The sequence below is a fragment of the Marinobacter daepoensis DSM 16072 genome (genome assembly GCF_000421165.1).
GTDB lineage: Bacteria > Pseudomonadota > Gammaproteobacteria > Pseudomonadales > Oleiphilaceae > Marinobacter > Marinobacter daepoensis.
This window is the reverse complement of record NZ_ATWI01000008.1, coordinates 840,204-855,265: the sequence shown is the minus strand read 5'-3', so window position 1 is coordinate 855,265 and position 15,062 is coordinate 840,204. Positions and strand designations below refer to the sequence as shown.

Here is a 15,062-nt window from a genome sequence, read left to right as displayed (position 1 = left end):
ATGAGTTGGTTCCGCCTGACCTTTCGGCTTTTTCTGTTTTCTGGTTTTCTCATCGGTGCCTGCGCTCTGGCCGCCAGCCTGAGGTTGCTCGATGCCTTTCGGTCGCATCCGATCGACCGAAGCCCCTGGGCTACCCTCTGCTTCCGCCGAGCCTGCCAGTGCCTTGGCTGGCAGATTCAGGTGTACGGCCGCCCCTCCCAACGCAATGCACTGATTGTTGCCAATCACATCAGCTGGTCAGACATCCCGGTGCTTGGCAGCATTACCCCCATGCGGTTTCTCTCCAAAGCCGAAGTTGGCAATTGGCCGGTCATCGGCTGGTTAGCCAGACAGGCCGGCACCTTGTTTATTAAGCGGGGGGCGGGACAGGCCCGATCGGTCAAAACCAGCATTGCCCGGTGTCTTGATGCCGGCGAATCCGTGCTTATCTACCCGGAAGGCACCACCAGCACTGGCGTTGCCGTTCTCCCGATGCACGGCCTTCTTATGAGTGCAGCCCTGGCCAGCTCAACCCCGATACAACCCGTGACCATCGGCTATCGTCGGGACAAGCGTCCAGACGCCCTCGCGCCGTTTATCGGCGACGACAGCTTTCACCATCATCTGTTCCGGCTTCTGAAGCAACCGCCCGGCCGCATTGTGGTCATCCTTCACCCACCACTCCAGCCGGATACTGCCGATTCCCTGCATGATCTTACGGCTTCGGTTCGTCAAAGCATCAGTGACGGCCTCACACGCATTCATTCCGGGGAGTTCGACGGCACCGTAGATCCGGCCATCAGAACAGAGGGCACCCCTGAGCTACCTCGTCTTCGGTAGCCTGACGACGCCCCACGATTTCCAGATCGAAATAGAGCGTAAATCCGGCCAGAGGGTGATTTGCATCAACCTTCACCAGATTACCGTCGATCGCCACCACTTGCACCACCTGGGCCTGATCACCGGAATTGGTCTGAAACTTCATTCCTACGTCCAGATTTTCGACCCCTTCGAACAGGGATCGGGGGACCTTTTTCACAAGATCCTCCCGATACTCCCCGTAGGCCATTTCAGGAGGTACAGTCACCTCCAGGCAGTCCCCGACACTGCGATCTTTCACAGCTTCCTGAATACCGGCAATAATCTCAGGAGAACCATAAATAAAGTGCAGCGGTTCACTGCCTTCTGAGGTATCCACCAACTCACCGATGCGATTCTTGAGCACGTAATGCACGGTAAAAATGTCGGGCCGGGTGTTCGGATTGTCGGCTTGCATCAGTTTTTTTCGTTTCCTGTCGTTTTCACGGGTTCGATTTTTTGCAGGCCATGGATGACCAGCTTGCGGTCCAGCTTGCTGCGAAGGCCGGTTGGCTGCTTCAGCCCCATCCGCTCAAGCAACGGAGCGTAGGACCCAGAATCATCATCGGCTTTCAATGCCTGCCAGAGGGTAGCCAGTTTACCACGTGGCGAGGCCGTTGCGGCCTTCAACCCTTTGAGGGCTTTTCCCAGAACCAACTCTTCATCGGTGAAGTCGCAACCGAACGGAAACGCAGGAAACCGGTCGCCTTCACCGGCCGCAGCCAGAGCCTGACGCACCGCCTCCTGCGTATTGTTCTGCCAGTGTGCGGGCAACCGGAAATCCTCCCGCACCTTGCCAGCTTTCTGGGCCTGTTTCAGCAGGGATGCCTGGAAACGGGTGTCAGCAATCCTGATCAGCCCCAGATAGACATCTTCATCCGACCGCCCTCTCAGATCGGCAATACCATACTCAGTAATGACGATGTCCCGCAGATGACGGGGGATGGTGCAATGTGCGTAGTTGAACACAATGTTGGAGACCACCTCACCACCGGATGTGCGAGTAGCCCGAAGCGCGAGAATGGATCGGGCCCCCGGCAGCTCGTGGGCCATGGAGACGAAGTTATACTGCCCCCCCACGCCGCTGACCACCCGACCATCATCCAGGCCGTCCGATACAGCCGCTCCGTTCAGGGTATACATCATGGCCGAGTTGATGAATCGTCCGTGGCATCGTTGTGCGGCCTTGAGTTTCTGATCGCCAAAGCGATGGTCGTAAAGGTGGTTAATGAAGTTAACACTGGTCATACAGATCTTGTTCCGCTCGCCTGGCGGCAAGTCCCGAAGGGCCTGATAAAACACTTCAGGACCAACGTAGAACCCCCCATGCATGACAATCCCGCCCTTTAGCCGGGAGCCCAGACCTTCGGCGGCAAGCGCCTCCCGGACGCCTCCCTGACGGAGATCCGTCTCAACGGAATGATCCTCACTGAGGCACAGGCGGCCGCCACGGAATTCTACGGTGTCCCGGAAAATGCCATACTGAACCAACCAGCGCACGTCTCGCGCTCGCAGCGGTGACTCAATCAGCCCTTCCTGAACCAGGGTATCCAGCATCGTCAGGGATGGCTCCAGCGCAAGCGCTCCGCGGTTGATCAGCGCCTGAAGTCCCGCATGATCAAACACCTCTCGCTTCAGAATGCCTTCCTTGAGCAGATACAGGAAACCATCCACCATCATCTCGCTGCAACCATACAACCCGGCCTCAAACGGCCCCGTGCCTCCCCAGTCACGGACCACCGGAAATTGTTCCGCAACCTCAAGGTGGTCGTACACCGCCCGCCACGCCTTATTGTCCTTGTGACGCAGAATCGCATTGTGAACCAGTGAGGCGCCCAGTGAGCCGATTCCCACCTGCAACGTACCACCATCCTTGAGCAGGCAGCTGGCGTAGAACCCGATCAGATGATCAGACGGACTGATAGCCATCTGAGGAGCAGAGAATAACGGGTAATCAGACTCGGGCTGGGCATAGATAACGTCGAACTGAGACTCTTCAACCGCTGCATGGTGCCCGAACCAGGGCAGGCTCTGATTCATTTCCGCCACCATGGCCACCGGGACGCCTTTCTGCTCCCGTTCGCGTAAAAGCGGAAGAATGTCCAGCGAGAGATCCGGATTGCAGCTGAAGCTGACCTGCCCTGGGTGGCCATTGGGCTCTCCGGGTGAGACCATCTGCCCGACCACATTTACCCCCTGGGCCATGAGGTCCCGGACAGCATGGGTGTAGTTGGTACACACGTAGTTTCGCTGCTGGCTGCGATTATTCAGATAACTCCCGGCCTTGAAGAAAAACTCGGACACCCGGACATTGTCGGGCAACCGGTTCCTGGCGACATCACGAGCGTAAGCCAGCTCGGGAATATCGCCAAACAGCCGCCGGGCGAACGGCTCCATAAAGCGCTTTTCGAGGGACGATCCACCTTCCGGAGCCAGCAGGGAGAGAGCAGTAACAATATGCAGCTCCAGCTCCGGATCATCCTTGGCGCGCTGGTAGAGGGCATTCACAAACCTCACTGGCTTACCAAGCCCCAACGGCAAGCCCAGGGTGATACGCTTGCCAACCCTCTCGATCACCAGGTCAACACACCGCTCTGCATCGTCGCAATAGACTCCGTCCCGCTCTGCCATTACCGGCTCCTCGTCACATGAGAATCTCAACAGTGTGGATAATCACACGGGAGGTGCAACCTGACAATGCGTCAGATCATGACATTTTGACAAAACGGGAGTGGCGGGAAAGGGAGGAAAAACAAGACCTGCTTCAGAAGTTCCAGCGCAGGTTCAGGCAGGCACCCTCGTTCAGCAGCGCGATGCCATGATCCGGTTGAGCCGGATCGGAAGCGTAAGTCTTTTCGGCAGTCCTGGACCGGCTCAGCCCCAGGCTCAGCAACCGGGACCCGATCGCGGCAAGCGCATCGCTCCGGCCTTCCTCATAATCTCCGGACATCCATTCCTGAAGTTCGTATACGTCTTCTGCTGTCATCATCTCATCGCGCTCTGCCAGCATGCGCTCGGAGAGCAAGGGCTCCGACAGCGAGGGCTGCGCAGCCTCTGCCCGCATCGCAAACGCAACACTGTTCAGAGCAAGGAGGACAACAAACAGGCGGAGAATCATGTCAACAAGGAATCCGGTATCAAATGGCCTTCGGCAAACTTACAGTACCAAAGTCTAATGATTGCGACAAAGAATGGTGTGATTCTGCACACATTTTCGTCAGCATTCCGGCACCAAAGGGTGTCTTTTTTGTCAACAAATGATCACTTATATGTCGAAATGTAACGACCCCGCAGCAAACACTCCGCTGCAGGGTCGCCCATCTGGACCTCCGCCCTATGACCGGGGCATCAGGGGCATGGATACGTGAACTCGGAATGGATGGCCTCAATGGCCGACACCAGGTCCGGGCTTAAAGACACTTCAAGAGAACCGAGGTTCTCCTGCAGTTGCTCCATCGTGGTTGCCCCCACAATATTGCTGGTCACAAACTCCCGACTGTTGACCCAGGCCAGCGCCAACTGGGCAGGCGTCAGGCCATGCTGGTGCGCCAGCTCAACATAGGCACGGGTGGCATCCAGTGCCCGGTCGCTTGAGTATCGGCTAAAACGTTCGTACAACGTCAACCGAGCCTTTTCCGGCCACTTCCCGCCCAGATATTTCCCTGTCAGCATTCCGAATGCCAGCGGCGAGTATGCCAGAAGCCCCGTGCCTTCACGATGCGCAAACTCCGCCAGCCCGGCTTCGAACGAGCGGTTGAGCAGACTGTATGGGTTCTGGATAGAGACCACCCGTGGCCAGCCCCGTTGTTCCGCCAGACGGAGGTACTGCATCGTGCCCCAGGGGGTTTCATTCGACAGCCCGATGTGCCGGACTTTCCCTTCTCGCACCAGTTCGTCCAGAGCTTCAAGCGTCTCTTCAATCGGTGTCATCTGCTCGTCTGGGTCTCGGGCATAACCCAGCTTACCGAAGAAGTTGGTATTCCTGTCCGGCCAATGCACCTGATACAGATCCAGATAATCGGTCTGCAGGCGCTCCAGGCTGCCCTCACAGGCTTCGCGGATGTGAGCTCTGGTCATTCTCGAGCCGCCCCGGATATGGCCGAGGCTGTTGCCCGGCCCGGCCACCTTGCTGGCAATAACAAGATCGTCCCGGCGCCCCCTGCGAGCCAGCCAGTTGCCCAGGTAGCGCTCGGTCAGCCCCTGAGTTTCAGCCTTCGGCGGCACAGGATACATCTCGGCTGCATCAATGAAATTGACGCCCTGACCGGTGGCGTAATCGAGTTGTTCGAAGGCCTCCTGCTCACTGTTCTGCTCACCCCAGGTCATGGTACCCAGGCAGATCAGGCTGACCTCGAGATCGGTATGGCCAAGTTTTCGCATTTGCATGGAATCTCCTTGCAATGGGTGGATAAGAGACGGGATAAAATCACGTAAACGGAATGTCACGGAGTTGTCGCATATCTGTCATGGCGCCTTTCCATAGTATGGGCATGACAGCAAAACCTTCAGGAATCACCGTGACCAATGCTCAGCTGACCGAACGGCGACCGCAACACATTACCATTGTTTCCGAGACGTTTCCGCCGGAAATCAATGGTGTTGCCAACACCATGCGGCACCTGTGCCTGGGCCTCATGCAGCGGGGACACCATGTTACCGTGGTCCGGCCACGGCAGGCCCATGAAAAAACCGGGCTGTTCGAGAGCACCGGTAACGGCCTGTTCTCGACAGAACGGGTGGTCAACGGCCTGCCGCTGCCCGGTTACGCCGACCTTCGTTTTGGCGCGGCACGGCCCGCAGTCCTGAAAAAACTCTGGGAAAACCAGAAACCAGACGGCATCTACGTTGCCACGCAGGGTCCGCTCGGCATTGCTGCCGTCAACGCCGCCCGGTCTCTGGGACTGCCGGTCAGCTCCGGATTTCACACCAACTTCCATCGTTACTCCCAATACTACGGGATGGGCATTCTGGAACGCCTGCTCTGCGGCTACGGCCGATGGTTTCACAACAGAACGGCCATTACCCTTGTCCCTACCCGTCACATGCAACAGGTAACCCGGGAGATGGGCATTACCCGAACCGGCCTGTGGAGCCGGGGGGTAGATTGCCAGCGCTTCACACCACACAAGCGTGACCTGGCGCTGCGTCAGCAGTGGGGGGTAAGCGACAGTGAGCGGGCAGTCCTCTACGTTGGTCGCCTGGCTGCCGAAAAAAACCTACGAATGGCCGTGGCCTGCTTTGAACGGATCCGGGGGCTGCATCCAAATGCCCGCTTTGTTCTGGTAGGCGACGGCCCGATGCGGCGCCAACTGGAAGAACGCCATCCGGATTATGTGTTCTGCGGCATGCGCCGGGGAGAAGATCTTGCGAGGCACTACGCGTCTGGCGATCTTTTCCTGTTCCCCAGCAAAACCGACACTTTCGGCAACGTGGTCCTGGAGGCCATGGCCAGTGGTCTCGGCGTCGTCGCCTTTAACGACGCCGCGGCTGCAGAACACATCCGTCACGATGAAAACGGCCTGAAAGTCGGCCTTAACGAGGATGAAGCGTTCATCAACCATGCCCTCCGGTTGGCGGACCAACCTTCCCTGCTACAGCGAATCCGGGCCCAGGCTCGCCTGGATGCCCTCGATCTGAGCTGGAACAGCCAGATCGAACAGTTTGAACAACTGGTACTCAATCAATCGGCACAGGCCCAATACCATGGCATCAACAAGCAAGGCATCTCGCTTCTTTGAATTGGCGGATCAGCGAGAATTCGCCGTTTGCCAGGCCATTAACCGCTCTGTCCGGTTTCCTCCGGTACTGGAGTATTTCCGCCTGGTAAGCCGCCTGGGGGATGGCTGGTTCTGGTACGCCCTGATCCTTTCAATTCCCCTCTACAATTCGTCCACAGGCCCCACCCTTGCCCTTCAGATGGCCATTACCGGCCTCATCTGCACCCTGACCTACAAAGGCCTCAAACGCTGGCTGATCCGGGAACGTCCTTTCATCTCCTTTCCCGCCATCAACTGCGCCACGCCTCCACTGGACCGCTACAGTTTTCCTTCTGGCCACACGCTGCACGCCGTCTGCTTTCAGGCCATGTTGTTCTCGGCCTTACCGGTTCTGGCCTGGTGCATTCTGCCCTTTACGCTGTCTGTGGCCGCCTCCCGCGTGGTTCTGGGATTGCACTACCCCAGCGATGTCCTGGCCGGAGCGTTGATTGGCGGCACCATGGGCTGGATCTCAATGCAGTGGATCGCGATCTGAACCCCGGACGACGCCCGAGCGGTCAGGTCAATCCGGCAATCTGGACTACACTGAGTCTGGAGCATCCTGCCGGAGCAGACCATGAAAACACGCATGCTATGGGTGATCGTTCCCATCCTGGCCCTTGGGCTCTTTGTGATGTGGCCCGCCATCACCCAGCCGCCACCTGAAAGGCCAGAACACAGCCCCGAGGCGCCCCCGAATGACCCGCTGTCCGAACCGGCTGACTCGTCTCCCTTACCCTTGTCACCAGAACATCAGGCCCTGCTGGACAACCCGAAAGTGAAAGACTTTGCCCGGCGGCTGGAACTGGAAGAGGAGCTTCAGCGCTTTTTTGCCGACGCCGCCAAACTCTCTGATCAGGAGCGTCAGACACAAGCCAGAGCCCTGCAGGAGCGGATCGATCAGCTAGAGCAAGCCTCTGAAATCAGTGCTCCGGAAGCCGTGCTGATACGACTGGCCATGATCCAGGTGCTGTCCCCAGACGACGCCACCGCCAGAGCCGAGGCCAGCCGTGTCATCAGCCGTTACCAGTCTGAAGCAGAGGCACGGCTGGAAGACTGGCGGACAACCCCCAAACCCGAGTACGAGCGGTACAAAAAGAGAGAAAAGGCCATCGTGAAAGAGGTGATGGCCCTGGATGCCATTCCTGGCGGCCTGACCCGAGACCAATACCTGCGCGAACGACTGCAAGAGGCGCGCGTAGAGGCCATGAGCCCGACCGCCAGAGACGATCAGAGCAACTGATCAAGAGACCAGTACAGCAGGTTAAACGGTTTATTGTAGTCAGCGATGGCATCAGTCTCCGACGCTTGCATCACAGCACCACGGCCGTTCATGACGTTATCAACAAAATCCCCCAATTCCAGGCCCATCTCCTGGATATCGGCATTGGCAAACTCGATGATCGAGGTGCAGTGGCTTTCGTTGACATCCCGGAACATCGGCAGGTAGTAGCCAAAGTTATCCAGCCCGGCGAGTGTCTGCGTCAGACGTTCCGTATCCGTCGCCCACTTCTCGTGTAGCAGAGCCTCTTTGGTCGCCTGGTCCGGCGCATGCTCGATGTCAGGGAAAAACCGTTCATAGGAGTAGGACGAATAGTTCAGGTCCCGCCAGAAATGGGTATGCCCCATCCGATCCCGCGGCAGGGCTGTCGCCAGAGCCGGGTACAGGCTCCCCAAGTCACTAAGATTCAGGGCTGGCAACCCGGACTTCAGATAAGCCAGAGGACCACCCGGCTGGTCCAGGCCCCACGACTGCCGAATAAAGCTCTGCAGCAATACCGATGGATAGCGTTGCGGGTCTGCACCCACCGGGGCGCTGAACGCCGGGCCGGAATCGTTGATCAGGAAACTGCGGGTAGGCGCCAGGTCCCGGCGGGCAGGATGGTAATTGGTCAAGCCCCCAATTCCGCCAGCACTGCAGCCGGTGGCCAGCATTTGCTCCGGGCGTTGCAGGTTATCCTTGAGCCAGCTGACCACCGCCCGGGAATTTCGCAAACCATTATGGTGCCAGATTAACGGCTCGGCTTCGCCGGCCGGATCTTCATAGACCGCCACCCGGTCTCCGGAATAAATGTCCCCCGTGCAATAAGGTACGTAGACCATGTTCCAATCCTGCGTTTTCACCCGGGTCCACGGATGCAGGCGCACGACGAACGGGCTTACCAGGCTTGCGCCGGGATTCAGCAGGGACATGTAATCGTCCGGGATGCCATCCGGATTTCTAGCCCCCCGGATACCGGCCTGCCCACTGCAACTCTCATAATCCCAGCAGGCTCCGCCGCCTTCAAAATACACAACCGTATTGGATGTGTTCGGCACCCGGTTCACGAAAAATTTGTATTCCGACCCGTTCCCGCAAACGGCCCCGGTTTCAGGGGCCAGAGCAATGGTCTGCCACGCGTAATAACGACCGGGACTGAACGAGTCATAACCTGCCGGATTCTCCAGCAACGGGTAGGCACCGTCACGCTGATCGTCGGTGACCGGGTTGTCCGCCCCGGGCGGGGAGACCAGGTTGCCCAACGTTTTCCAGAATCCGTAATCGCCCAGCTCTGCCTGGACGGGAGCCGACAACACCAACAGTAAAACCCCTGCCAGCGCGCCAGGGCGCCAGGGGCCATAACAGCCAGCCTTGTTCATTATTATTCTCCTGCGATGGTCTTTTCGGGGCGGGCCCTGCCCGCAACGCTTACTGCAGGATAGCGTCACTCAAAAGCTAGATGTGACACAGTGTCACGTCAAAACAACAACCAGACCGTTTTAAACTAAAAAAGAGCCACATATGCCCATACAGCCGGACGTCAGTCGAACAACCGCAATTGCGTGACGGGCGCATCGTCGTTGCGAAACCGCACGCCGACACCAAGCAAACGCACAGGACGATCCGTACGGGGCATCAACTCTTCCAGCAGCGGCTGAAAATCCTCAAGCTCAGGCTCCGTGACCGAGTCCCGGACCCGCTCCAGGGTATGGGTAGAAAAGTCACTGTAACGGATTTTGACGAACAGCTTATGGATAGGCTTGTGCCGGCCTTTGCGGGACAGCCGGAGATTAAGGTCTGCGACCAGCGAAGGCATGACCGTATCGCAGGCATGACGATCAGGCAGGTCCTGAGAGAACGTCCGCTCAACGCTGACCGACTTGGCGACCCGGGACACAACAACTGGCCGGTCATCGCGACCATGGGCCATTTCAAACAGGCGGTACCCCTGCTTACCAAATTTCCCGGCCAGCACCTCGACACCGGAGGCCTGCATATCGCCGCAGGTCTTGACGCCCATCGCATGCAGCCGGGCGGCAGTCACCTGGCCCACTCCGAAGAGTTTTTCCACCGGCAGGTCCCACACGAAAGCCGGAATGTCCTCCGGTGTGATCACAAACAAACCATCGGGCTTGCGCCAATCGCTGGCGATTTTGGCCAGAAATTTGTTAGGAGCAACCCCGGCCGAAACGGTAATACCCACCTCTTGACTGATTCGCTCCCTCAGATGCCGGGCCATCAGCGTGGCACTGCCCCGGAACGCCTCCACCTCGGTCACATCAAGAAAGGCTTCATCCAGCGACAATGGCTCAACCAGGTCTGTCATTTCCCGAAGGATCGCCATAACCTGCTGCGATACCGCCCGGTAACGTGCCAGATCCGGTGGTACCGTCACCAAACCAGGACACAGGCGCCGTGCCTCACTGCCGGGCATGGCCGAACGAACCCCGAACGCCCGGGCCCGATAGTTGCAGGTGGTCACGACACCGCGGCCTCCCTCACCCCCGACCGCAAGCGGAACCTCCCTCAGACTGGGGTCGTCGCGCATCTCCACGGCTGCGTAGAAACAATCGCAATCCACATGAATGATCTTGCGCTGGGCCATGACAACGGACTCACGTTAACAATCTGTACATTTATACAGCCTTGTATCTTACGGTAACATGCCGAGAATGTCAGGAAATCCCTAGCGCCCCTCCGGCGGCAACAGCGAGGCCCTATGAGCAACCCGATTCCAGAATCCGAACGAACGGACATTGAAGCTGCGGCCTTCCGCCGCTTGGTAAAACATTTGCAGGAACACACCGATGTCCAGAACATCGACCTGATGAACCTCGCCGGCTTCTGCCGCAACTGCCTGTCGAAATGGTATCGGGCCGAAGCCGAGGAACGGGGCTTTGAGGTCTCGGATCCAGAGGCCCGGGAAGAGATCTACGGCATGCCCTACGAGCAGTGGAAAGCAACCTACCAGACAGGCCCGAAGCAGGAGCACCAACCATGAATATCAATGAATCGGTTCGCATCCACCTGGCCTCTTTGAAGGCTGGTCACGCCAACTTTGACGACACACTAGGGCTGATCAACCAACACTTTGAGTTCCGGCCTACCGGCTTCGATAACGGCCCGGTGCGCAATGATGCGGGTGAGAATGCCGGCTCGTGCCGGGTCTTTGCTCTCGGCCAGTATTGTAATCTGAACGAAGCGGATACCCTCACGCTGTTTGCACAACATTATCAGCAAGTTCTCGGTGATCCCGCCGGGGACAGCCATGGTAATATCCGGCAGTTTATCAGCACAGGCTGGTCCGGCATCCATTTCGATACCCCTCCCCTTCGCGCCCTGTGTGACACCCAAGCTACCGACACCGGAGAAAACGTCCATCCATGAGTGATTCCGCTGCCACCGATGCGAAACAGAGTTTTCAGCTCAAAAGCGCCAGTGTTTCACTGACCGCCCTTGAGCTTTACTACTTTGAAAACGACGAATTCGAGGCCAACCTGAGAGACAAAATCAGCCAGGCACCCGGGTTCTTCAAGGATATCCCTCTGATCATCAGTCTTGAAAAATACGAGGGGCTGGACAGCGAACTCGATTTTTTCAAAATCATAGGAACCTGCCGCCGCCATAACATTCACGTCATCGGTGTACGAGCAGGCAACGACGATCAGCGCCGACTCGCGCGGGGCGCCTCCCTGGCTCTTCTGCCCGGCGGCAGTCTTCGGGATAAAACCACCTCAGAAGCAACGGTCGACAAAGGTCATCAGGCAGCAGCACAACCAGACACCACCCACGAACCGGCCCCCGCCAGGATCATTAGCCAGCCCGTGCGATCCGGGCAGCAGGTTTATGCCCCGGACGGCGACCTTATCATTCTCGCCCCGGTTCAGGCTGGCGCAGAAGTCCTGGCGGCAGGAAACATTCACGTTTATGGGCCTCTGCGGGGGCGGGCTCTGGCCGGTATTCATGGCGCAGAATCAGCCCGGGTTTTCTGCCAGTCTCTGGAAGCAGAACTTGTGTCCATCGCCGGACACTATAAAATCTCCGAAGATCTTCAGGACAACGGCTGGAAAAGCGCTGTGCAGATCCAGCTCAGGGACGATGTTCTGGTGGTAACGCCATTGGACAAGGCCTGATGTTGCAACAGCCGATAACAACAGTTGAAGACATGACGAATCCACCGAGAAACAGGAACTGAACCTTGGCTAGAATCATTGTCGTTACCTCAGGAAAAGGCGGTGTGGGCAAAACGACCACCAGCGCCTCCATCAGCACCGGTCTGGCAAAGCGTGGCCACAAGACGGTCGTTATCGACTTCGACGTGGGGCTGCGTAATCTGGACCTGATCATGAATTGCGAGCGCCGGGTCGTCTACGACTTCGTCAATGTCATCCAGGGTGAAGCAACGCTCAACCAGGCACTTATCAAGGACAAGCGGGTTGATACCCTCTATATCCTGCCTGCGTCACAGACTAGAGAGAAAGAAGCGCTCACCAGAGAGGGCGTGGAAAAAGTCATCAACGAGTTATCAGAGACATTTGACTACATCGTCTGTGATTCACCAGCCGGCATTGAACACGGTGCCCAGATGGCGCTTTATTACGCCGACGAAGCCGTCGTGGTAACCAACCCTGAAGTGTCATCCGTCAGGGACTCCGACCGGATTCTGGGCATTCTCCAAAGCAAATCCCGGCGGGCCGAAATGGGGCAGGATCCTGTCAAGGAGCACCTGTTGCTGACCCGTTACAATGCTGATCGCGTCGAGAGAGGCGAAATGCTGTCCGTACAGGACGTGGAAGAGATCCTCGCCATTCCTTTGTTGGGAGTCATCCCGGAAAGCCAGGTCGTTCTGAACGCCTCAAACCAGGGGTTACCGGTTATTCTGGAAGAACAGAGTGACGCGGGCCAGGCCTACGATGATGCCGTTGCCAGACTGCTGGGAGAAGAACGGGAGCACCGTTTTATGACCGCCCAGAAAAAAGGCTTCTTCTCACGGATGTTCAAAGGGGGCTAAGGAATGAGCTTTTTCGATTACTTCCGAAGCAAGAAAAACAGCACCGCCAGCGTCGCCAAAGAGCGACTGCAGATCATTGTCGCCCATGAACGAGGCCAGCGGGATCAACCAGATTACCTGCCACAACTGCAGCAGGAACTTCTTCAGGTGATCCGCAAGTACGTGCAGATCAACGACGACCAGGTGCAAGTGGAAGTGGACAGGAACGACCGGTGTTCCGTTCTGGAACTGAACGTCACTCTGCCCGAGAAATAATCACGTGACCCGGCTTACCACCGGGCAAAGTGATCTTCCATCAATCCCCGTAACCCTGTTACGGGGATTTTTTGTCCCTGATCGTCAGTCACCGTACCCCGGAAGGTGCCCACAAACTGTCGGAAATTGGAGGCTATCAGCCAGGCATTGATTTTTTCCTTGCGCGTGCCAGACGGCTGAAACGTCAGATCAATACGGCCATCATCGGTCGTCACTCGCCAGTCAGAGCCCGGTTGGTAGCGATCAAACTCGAACCTTGCCGGCCCCAGACGCAGACAACGCCCGTCAATCCAGAGCGCATTTTCGGTCATTCCGGTTTCATTCACGCCGGCCGCAAGATTCAACCCGATGGATGCGCCCTCCTCAGTCACGCCCGCCAGACACGCCCAGTTCCAGGCCGTCTCCCGGCGCATGAACCCGCAGCTCCAGTCGATGGAGCCTCGCGTAGTTTCATCGCACCGCCAGACCTGATTGCCAAGCCGCACCTCTCCGTCAACCACCAGCCCGGCCGATTTACGGGTGAACACCCAACCGTTGTAACCGGCTGGCGAAACCAGTCGCAGTGGCTGCTCGGTATCACGTAACTCCAGATCCACACGGATGTTTCCCGGGCCCGAAACCCTGACGTGCCGCCCCCCCGTTGCAGGTTCAATCGCCATGCTCAGTTCGCCTTTCTGAAACCGGGCAGCACCCCGTTCAGGGTACGGCTCAATCGTGGTGTTTCTGGCAAGGGGCTGCAAAAACGAGTGCTCAAGCATCTGGCCGGTTTCAAAATCAAAAAGATAAAAGAAGCCGTTACCAACCAGGTTCAAATCAACAATGGCCAGACCAAACACCCAGCCCGGCGCCATCGCACCGACAAACTGAAACTGATTGAAGCGCCAGTGTTTGGCCAGGCGCGTCCTCGGTTTGTCCATGACCGTGCGCAGGTCATAGTCCAGATAGTTAATCGTATCCACGGGGTGATCGAGCACCCCTGGCTTAATGTGTCCTCTGGCGTCTACCAGCTTCTGTGTTGTCATAATTATCGTCAGATCAGGCCAATCGTAAGTTACGGTCCGGAACTGAGCTACCTGGTTCACAATCCCCTGGATTGGCGGGCAGGCGCCCATTTCCCCCATGATAGACTCGGTTCTCCCTTACCATGGAAGTTTAGCTTATGACCCCAGCCAGAGCCCACGCCTTCAGACGGTTGTTTTACGGCATTATGGGCCTGTTGATGACCGCACCGGTTGCCGCCGGCAAGGTCACCCCCCTGCCGTCAGAGCAGGCGCAGGGCTGGACCCTGCGAGAGGAAACCGGCAACGTTCGCATCTACACCATGGCACAGGAAGGGTCCGGATTTGAGGCCTTCAAGGCCGAGGCAGAACTGAATGTCCCCATCGAAAACCTGATGGCGGTCATGATCAACCCGGAATCCTGCGAAGAGTGGGTACACAATTGCATTGAATCCCACGGCTTTGGCCCCGGCGACTTCCACGACCGTTACGCATACTCCGTCAATGATATGCCCTGGCCCGTCACCGACCGGGATTACGTATTGCGAATCCGGACACGCGGCGACCAGGCCACTGGCGAGATCATCATGACCCTGAGCGCAACGCCGGACATGCGTGCCGAGCTGAGCAGCCGGGTCCGTGTTGACCGCTCTGACACACGGTACCGGTTCATCCCCGACGGCAGGCGTACCCGCCTGATCTGGGTTCAGCACACCGAGCCCAACGGTGCCCTGCCCGGCTGGCTCGTCAACAACCTGATTATTGATATCCCGGTGAAGTCAATCCAGGCCCTCGAAGAGGTTGCCAGCAAGGAGCGCTATCAGGGATACCAGCTGCAATGGGGGCAGGACGGCAACCTGCAGGGCGTTATGCCCACGCCCCGATAACCCACACCATGCCAGAGGTGACGGAACGCCAGGGAAAGGCTAAGCTTCACCGAAAGC

At 57.8% G+C, this 15,062-nt stretch carries 17 protein-coding genes; 10 read left to right on the top strand and 7 right to left on the bottom strand.

Features of this window, described 5'->3' with window-relative positions; translation table 11 throughout:
• Positions 1-819, top strand: a complete 819-nt coding sequence (locus K325_RS0104575) for a lysophospholipid acyltransferase family protein (RefSeq protein ID WP_029653082.1) — start codon at positions 1-3, stop codon at positions 817-819.
• Here the strand turns inward: K325_RS0104575 and K325_RS0104570 are convergent.
• The 4 genes from K325_RS0104570 to K325_RS0104555 form a co-directional block, all read right to left on the bottom strand.
• Positions 779-1,255 (bottom strand): FKBP-type peptidyl-prolyl cis-trans isomerase, encoded by a 477-nt coding sequence (locus K325_RS0104570; protein WP_029653081.1) that lies wholly within the window; start codon positions 1,253-1,255, stop codon positions 779-781. The genes K325_RS0104575 and K325_RS0104570 overlap by 41 nt on opposite strands.
• Positions 1,255-3,468, bottom strand: coding sequence for an acetyl-CoA hydrolase/transferase C-terminal domain-containing protein (locus tag K325_RS0104565; protein WP_029653080.1), 2,214 nt, complete (start codon positions 3,466-3,468; stop codon positions 1,255-1,257). The genes K325_RS0104570 and K325_RS0104565 overlap by 1 nt, the downstream gene beginning before the upstream one ends.
• Before the next feature lie 133 nt (positions 3,469-3,601).
• Positions 3,602-3,955 carry a hypothetical protein gene (locus K325_RS0104560; RefSeq protein ID WP_029653079.1) on the bottom strand — a complete coding sequence of 118 codons (354 nt, stop codon included), beginning with the start codon at positions 3,953-3,955 and terminating at the stop codon, positions 3,602-3,604.
• Between the two features lie 230 nt (positions 3,956-4,185).
• Complete coding sequence (locus tag K325_RS0104555) at positions 4,186-5,223, bottom strand: NADP(H)-dependent aldo-keto reductase (RefSeq protein ID WP_029653078.1); 1,038 nt, start codon at positions 5,221-5,223, stop codon at positions 4,186-4,188.
• A 104-nt stretch (positions 5,224-5,327) separates the two neighbouring features.
• On the opposite strand from K325_RS0104555, the gene K325_RS0104550 reads away from it, so the two are divergent.
• The 3 genes from K325_RS0104550 to K325_RS0104540 all read left to right on the top strand — a co-directional run bounded on the left by K325_RS0104550 (position 5,328) and on the right by K325_RS0104540 (position 7,836).
• On the top strand, positions 5,328-6,575 hold the full coding sequence (locus K325_RS0104550) for a glycosyltransferase family 4 protein (protein ID WP_228128383.1): 1,248 nt from the start codon (positions 5,328-5,330) through the stop codon (positions 6,573-6,575).
• Positions 6,541-7,089 carry a phosphatase PAP2 family protein gene (locus K325_RS0104545; protein WP_029653076.1) on the top strand — a complete coding sequence of 183 codons (549 nt, stop codon included), beginning with the start codon at positions 6,541-6,543 and terminating at the stop codon, positions 7,087-7,089. The genes K325_RS0104550 and K325_RS0104545 overlap by 35 nt, the downstream gene beginning before the upstream one ends.
• Positions 7,090-7,170: 81 nt before the next feature.
• On the top strand, positions 7,171-7,836 hold the full coding sequence (locus K325_RS0104540) for a hypothetical protein (RefSeq protein ID WP_029653075.1): 666 nt from the start codon (positions 7,171-7,173) through the stop codon (positions 7,834-7,836).
• On the opposite strand, the gene K325_RS0104535 is transcribed toward K325_RS0104540, so the two are convergent.
• Positions 7,824-9,233: a pectin acetylesterase-family hydrolase gene (locus K325_RS0104535; RefSeq protein ID WP_036192928.1), complete on the bottom strand. Its 1,410-nt coding sequence runs from the start codon at positions 9,231-9,233 to the stop codon at positions 7,824-7,826. The genes K325_RS0104540 and K325_RS0104535 overlap by 13 nt on opposite strands.
• Positions 9,234-9,394: 161 nt before the next feature.
• Positions 9,395-10,459 carry a DNA polymerase IV gene (gene dinB, locus K325_RS0104530; RefSeq protein ID WP_029653073.1) on the bottom strand — a complete coding sequence of 355 codons (1,065 nt, stop codon included), beginning with the start codon at positions 10,457-10,459 and terminating at the stop codon, positions 9,395-9,397.
• A 114-nt stretch (positions 10,460-10,573) separates the two neighbouring features.
• Here dinB and K325_RS0104525 point away from each other — a divergent pair, with 114 nt between their 5' ends.
• From K325_RS0104525 to minE, 5 genes are all read left to right on the top strand, one after another.
• The gene (locus tag K325_RS0104525; protein ID WP_029653072.1) at positions 10,574-10,855 is read left to right on the top strand and encodes a DUF1244 domain-containing protein; all 282 of its coding nucleotides are present in this window, start codon (positions 10,574-10,576) and stop codon (positions 10,853-10,855) included.
• Positions 10,852-11,241, top strand: coding sequence for a HopJ type III effector protein (locus tag K325_RS0104520; protein WP_029653071.1), 390 nt, complete (start codon positions 10,852-10,854; stop codon positions 11,239-11,241). The genes K325_RS0104525 and K325_RS0104520 overlap by 4 nt, the downstream gene beginning before the upstream one ends.
• A complete protein-coding gene (gene minC / locus K325_RS0104515) occupies positions 11,238-11,987 on the top strand; it encodes a septum site-determining protein MinC (protein WP_029653070.1) in 750 nt (249 codons plus the stop codon). The genes K325_RS0104520 and minC overlap by 4 nt, the downstream gene beginning before the upstream one ends.
• A 65-nt stretch (positions 11,988-12,052) precedes the next feature.
• Complete coding sequence (minD, locus tag K325_RS0104510) at positions 12,053-12,865, top strand: septum site-determining protein MinD (protein WP_029653069.1); 813 nt, start codon at positions 12,053-12,055, stop codon at positions 12,863-12,865.
• Positions 12,866-12,868: 3 nt separating this feature from the next.
• The gene (gene minE / locus K325_RS0104505) at positions 12,869-13,120 is read left to right on the top strand and encodes a cell division topological specificity factor MinE (protein ID WP_029653068.1); all 252 of its coding nucleotides are present in this window, start codon (positions 12,869-12,871) and stop codon (positions 13,118-13,120) included.
• Between the two features lie 14 nt (positions 13,121-13,134).
• Here the strand turns inward: minE and K325_RS0104500 are convergent, their stop codons facing one another.
• Positions 13,135-14,142 (bottom strand): DUF2804 domain-containing protein, encoded by a 1,008-nt coding sequence (locus K325_RS0104500; protein ID WP_029653067.1) that lies wholly within the window; start codon positions 14,140-14,142, stop codon positions 13,135-13,137.
• 137 nt (positions 14,143-14,279) lie between these two features.
• On the opposite strand from K325_RS0104500, the gene K325_RS0104495 reads away from it, so the two are divergent.
• Positions 14,280-15,005 carry an START domain-containing protein gene (locus K325_RS0104495; protein ID WP_029653066.1) on the top strand — a complete coding sequence of 242 codons (726 nt, stop codon included), beginning with the start codon at positions 14,280-14,282 and terminating at the stop codon, positions 15,003-15,005.
• The last annotated feature ends 57 nt before the right edge of the window (positions 15,006-15,062 follow it).

What these genes read in the sequence shown, in the direction of transcription:
- K325_RS0104540 (WP_029653075.1), top strand. Translation starts at nt 7,171, where the DNA reads ATGAAAACACGCATGCTATGGGTGATCGTTCCCATCCTGGCCCTTGGG.
- K325_RS0104500 (WP_029653067.1), bottom strand. Translation starts at nt 14,142, where the DNA reads ATGACAACACAGAAGCTGGTAGACGCCAGAGGACACATTAAGCCAGGG.
- K325_RS0104520 (WP_029653071.1), top strand. Translation starts at nt 10,852, where the DNA reads ATGAATATCAATGAATCGGTTCGCATCCACCTGGCCTCTTTGAAGGCT.
- K325_RS0104565 (WP_029653080.1), bottom strand. Translation starts at nt 3,468, where the DNA reads ATGGCAGAGCGGGACGGAGTCTATTGCGACGATGCAGAGCGGTGTGTT.
- minC (WP_029653070.1), top strand. Translation starts at nt 11,238, where the DNA reads ATGAGTGATTCCGCTGCCACCGATGCGAAACAGAGTTTTCAGCTCAAA.
- K325_RS0104535 (WP_036192928.1), bottom strand. Translation starts at nt 9,233, where the DNA reads ATGAACAAGGCTGGCTGTTATGGCCCCTGGCGCCCTGGCGCGCTGGCA.
- K325_RS0104555 (WP_029653078.1), bottom strand. Translation starts at nt 5,223, where the DNA reads ATGCAAATGCGAAAACTTGGCCATACCGATCTCGAGGTCAGCCTGATC.
- K325_RS0104570 (WP_029653081.1), bottom strand. Translation starts at nt 1,255, where the DNA reads ATGCAAGCCGACAATCCGAACACCCGGCCCGACATTTTTACCGTGCAT.
- K325_RS0104550 (WP_228128383.1), top strand. Translation starts at nt 5,328, where the DNA reads ATGACAGCAAAACCTTCAGGAATCACCGTGACCAATGCTCAGCTGACC.
- K325_RS0104525 (WP_029653072.1), top strand. Translation starts at nt 10,574, where the DNA reads ATGAGCAACCCGATTCCAGAATCCGAACGAACGGACATTGAAGCTGCG.
- dinB (WP_029653073.1), bottom strand. Translation starts at nt 10,459, where the DNA reads ATGGCCCAGCGCAAGATCATTCATGTGGATTGCGATTGTTTCTACGCA.
- K325_RS0104560 (WP_029653079.1), bottom strand. Translation starts at nt 3,955, where the DNA reads ATGATTCTCCGCCTGTTTGTTGTCCTCCTTGCTCTGAACAGTGTTGCG.
- K325_RS0104545 (WP_029653076.1), top strand. Translation starts at nt 6,541, where the DNA reads ATGGCATCAACAAGCAAGGCATCTCGCTTCTTTGAATTGGCGGATCAG.
- K325_RS0104495 (WP_029653066.1), top strand. Translation starts at nt 14,280, where the DNA reads ATGACCCCAGCCAGAGCCCACGCCTTCAGACGGTTGTTTTACGGCATT.
- minE (WP_029653068.1), top strand. Translation starts at nt 12,869, where the DNA reads ATGAGCTTTTTCGATTACTTCCGAAGCAAGAAAAACAGCACCGCCAGC.
- K325_RS0104575 (WP_029653082.1), top strand. Translation starts at nt 1, where the DNA reads ATGAGTTGGTTCCGCCTGACCTTTCGGCTTTTTCTGTTTTCTGGTTTT.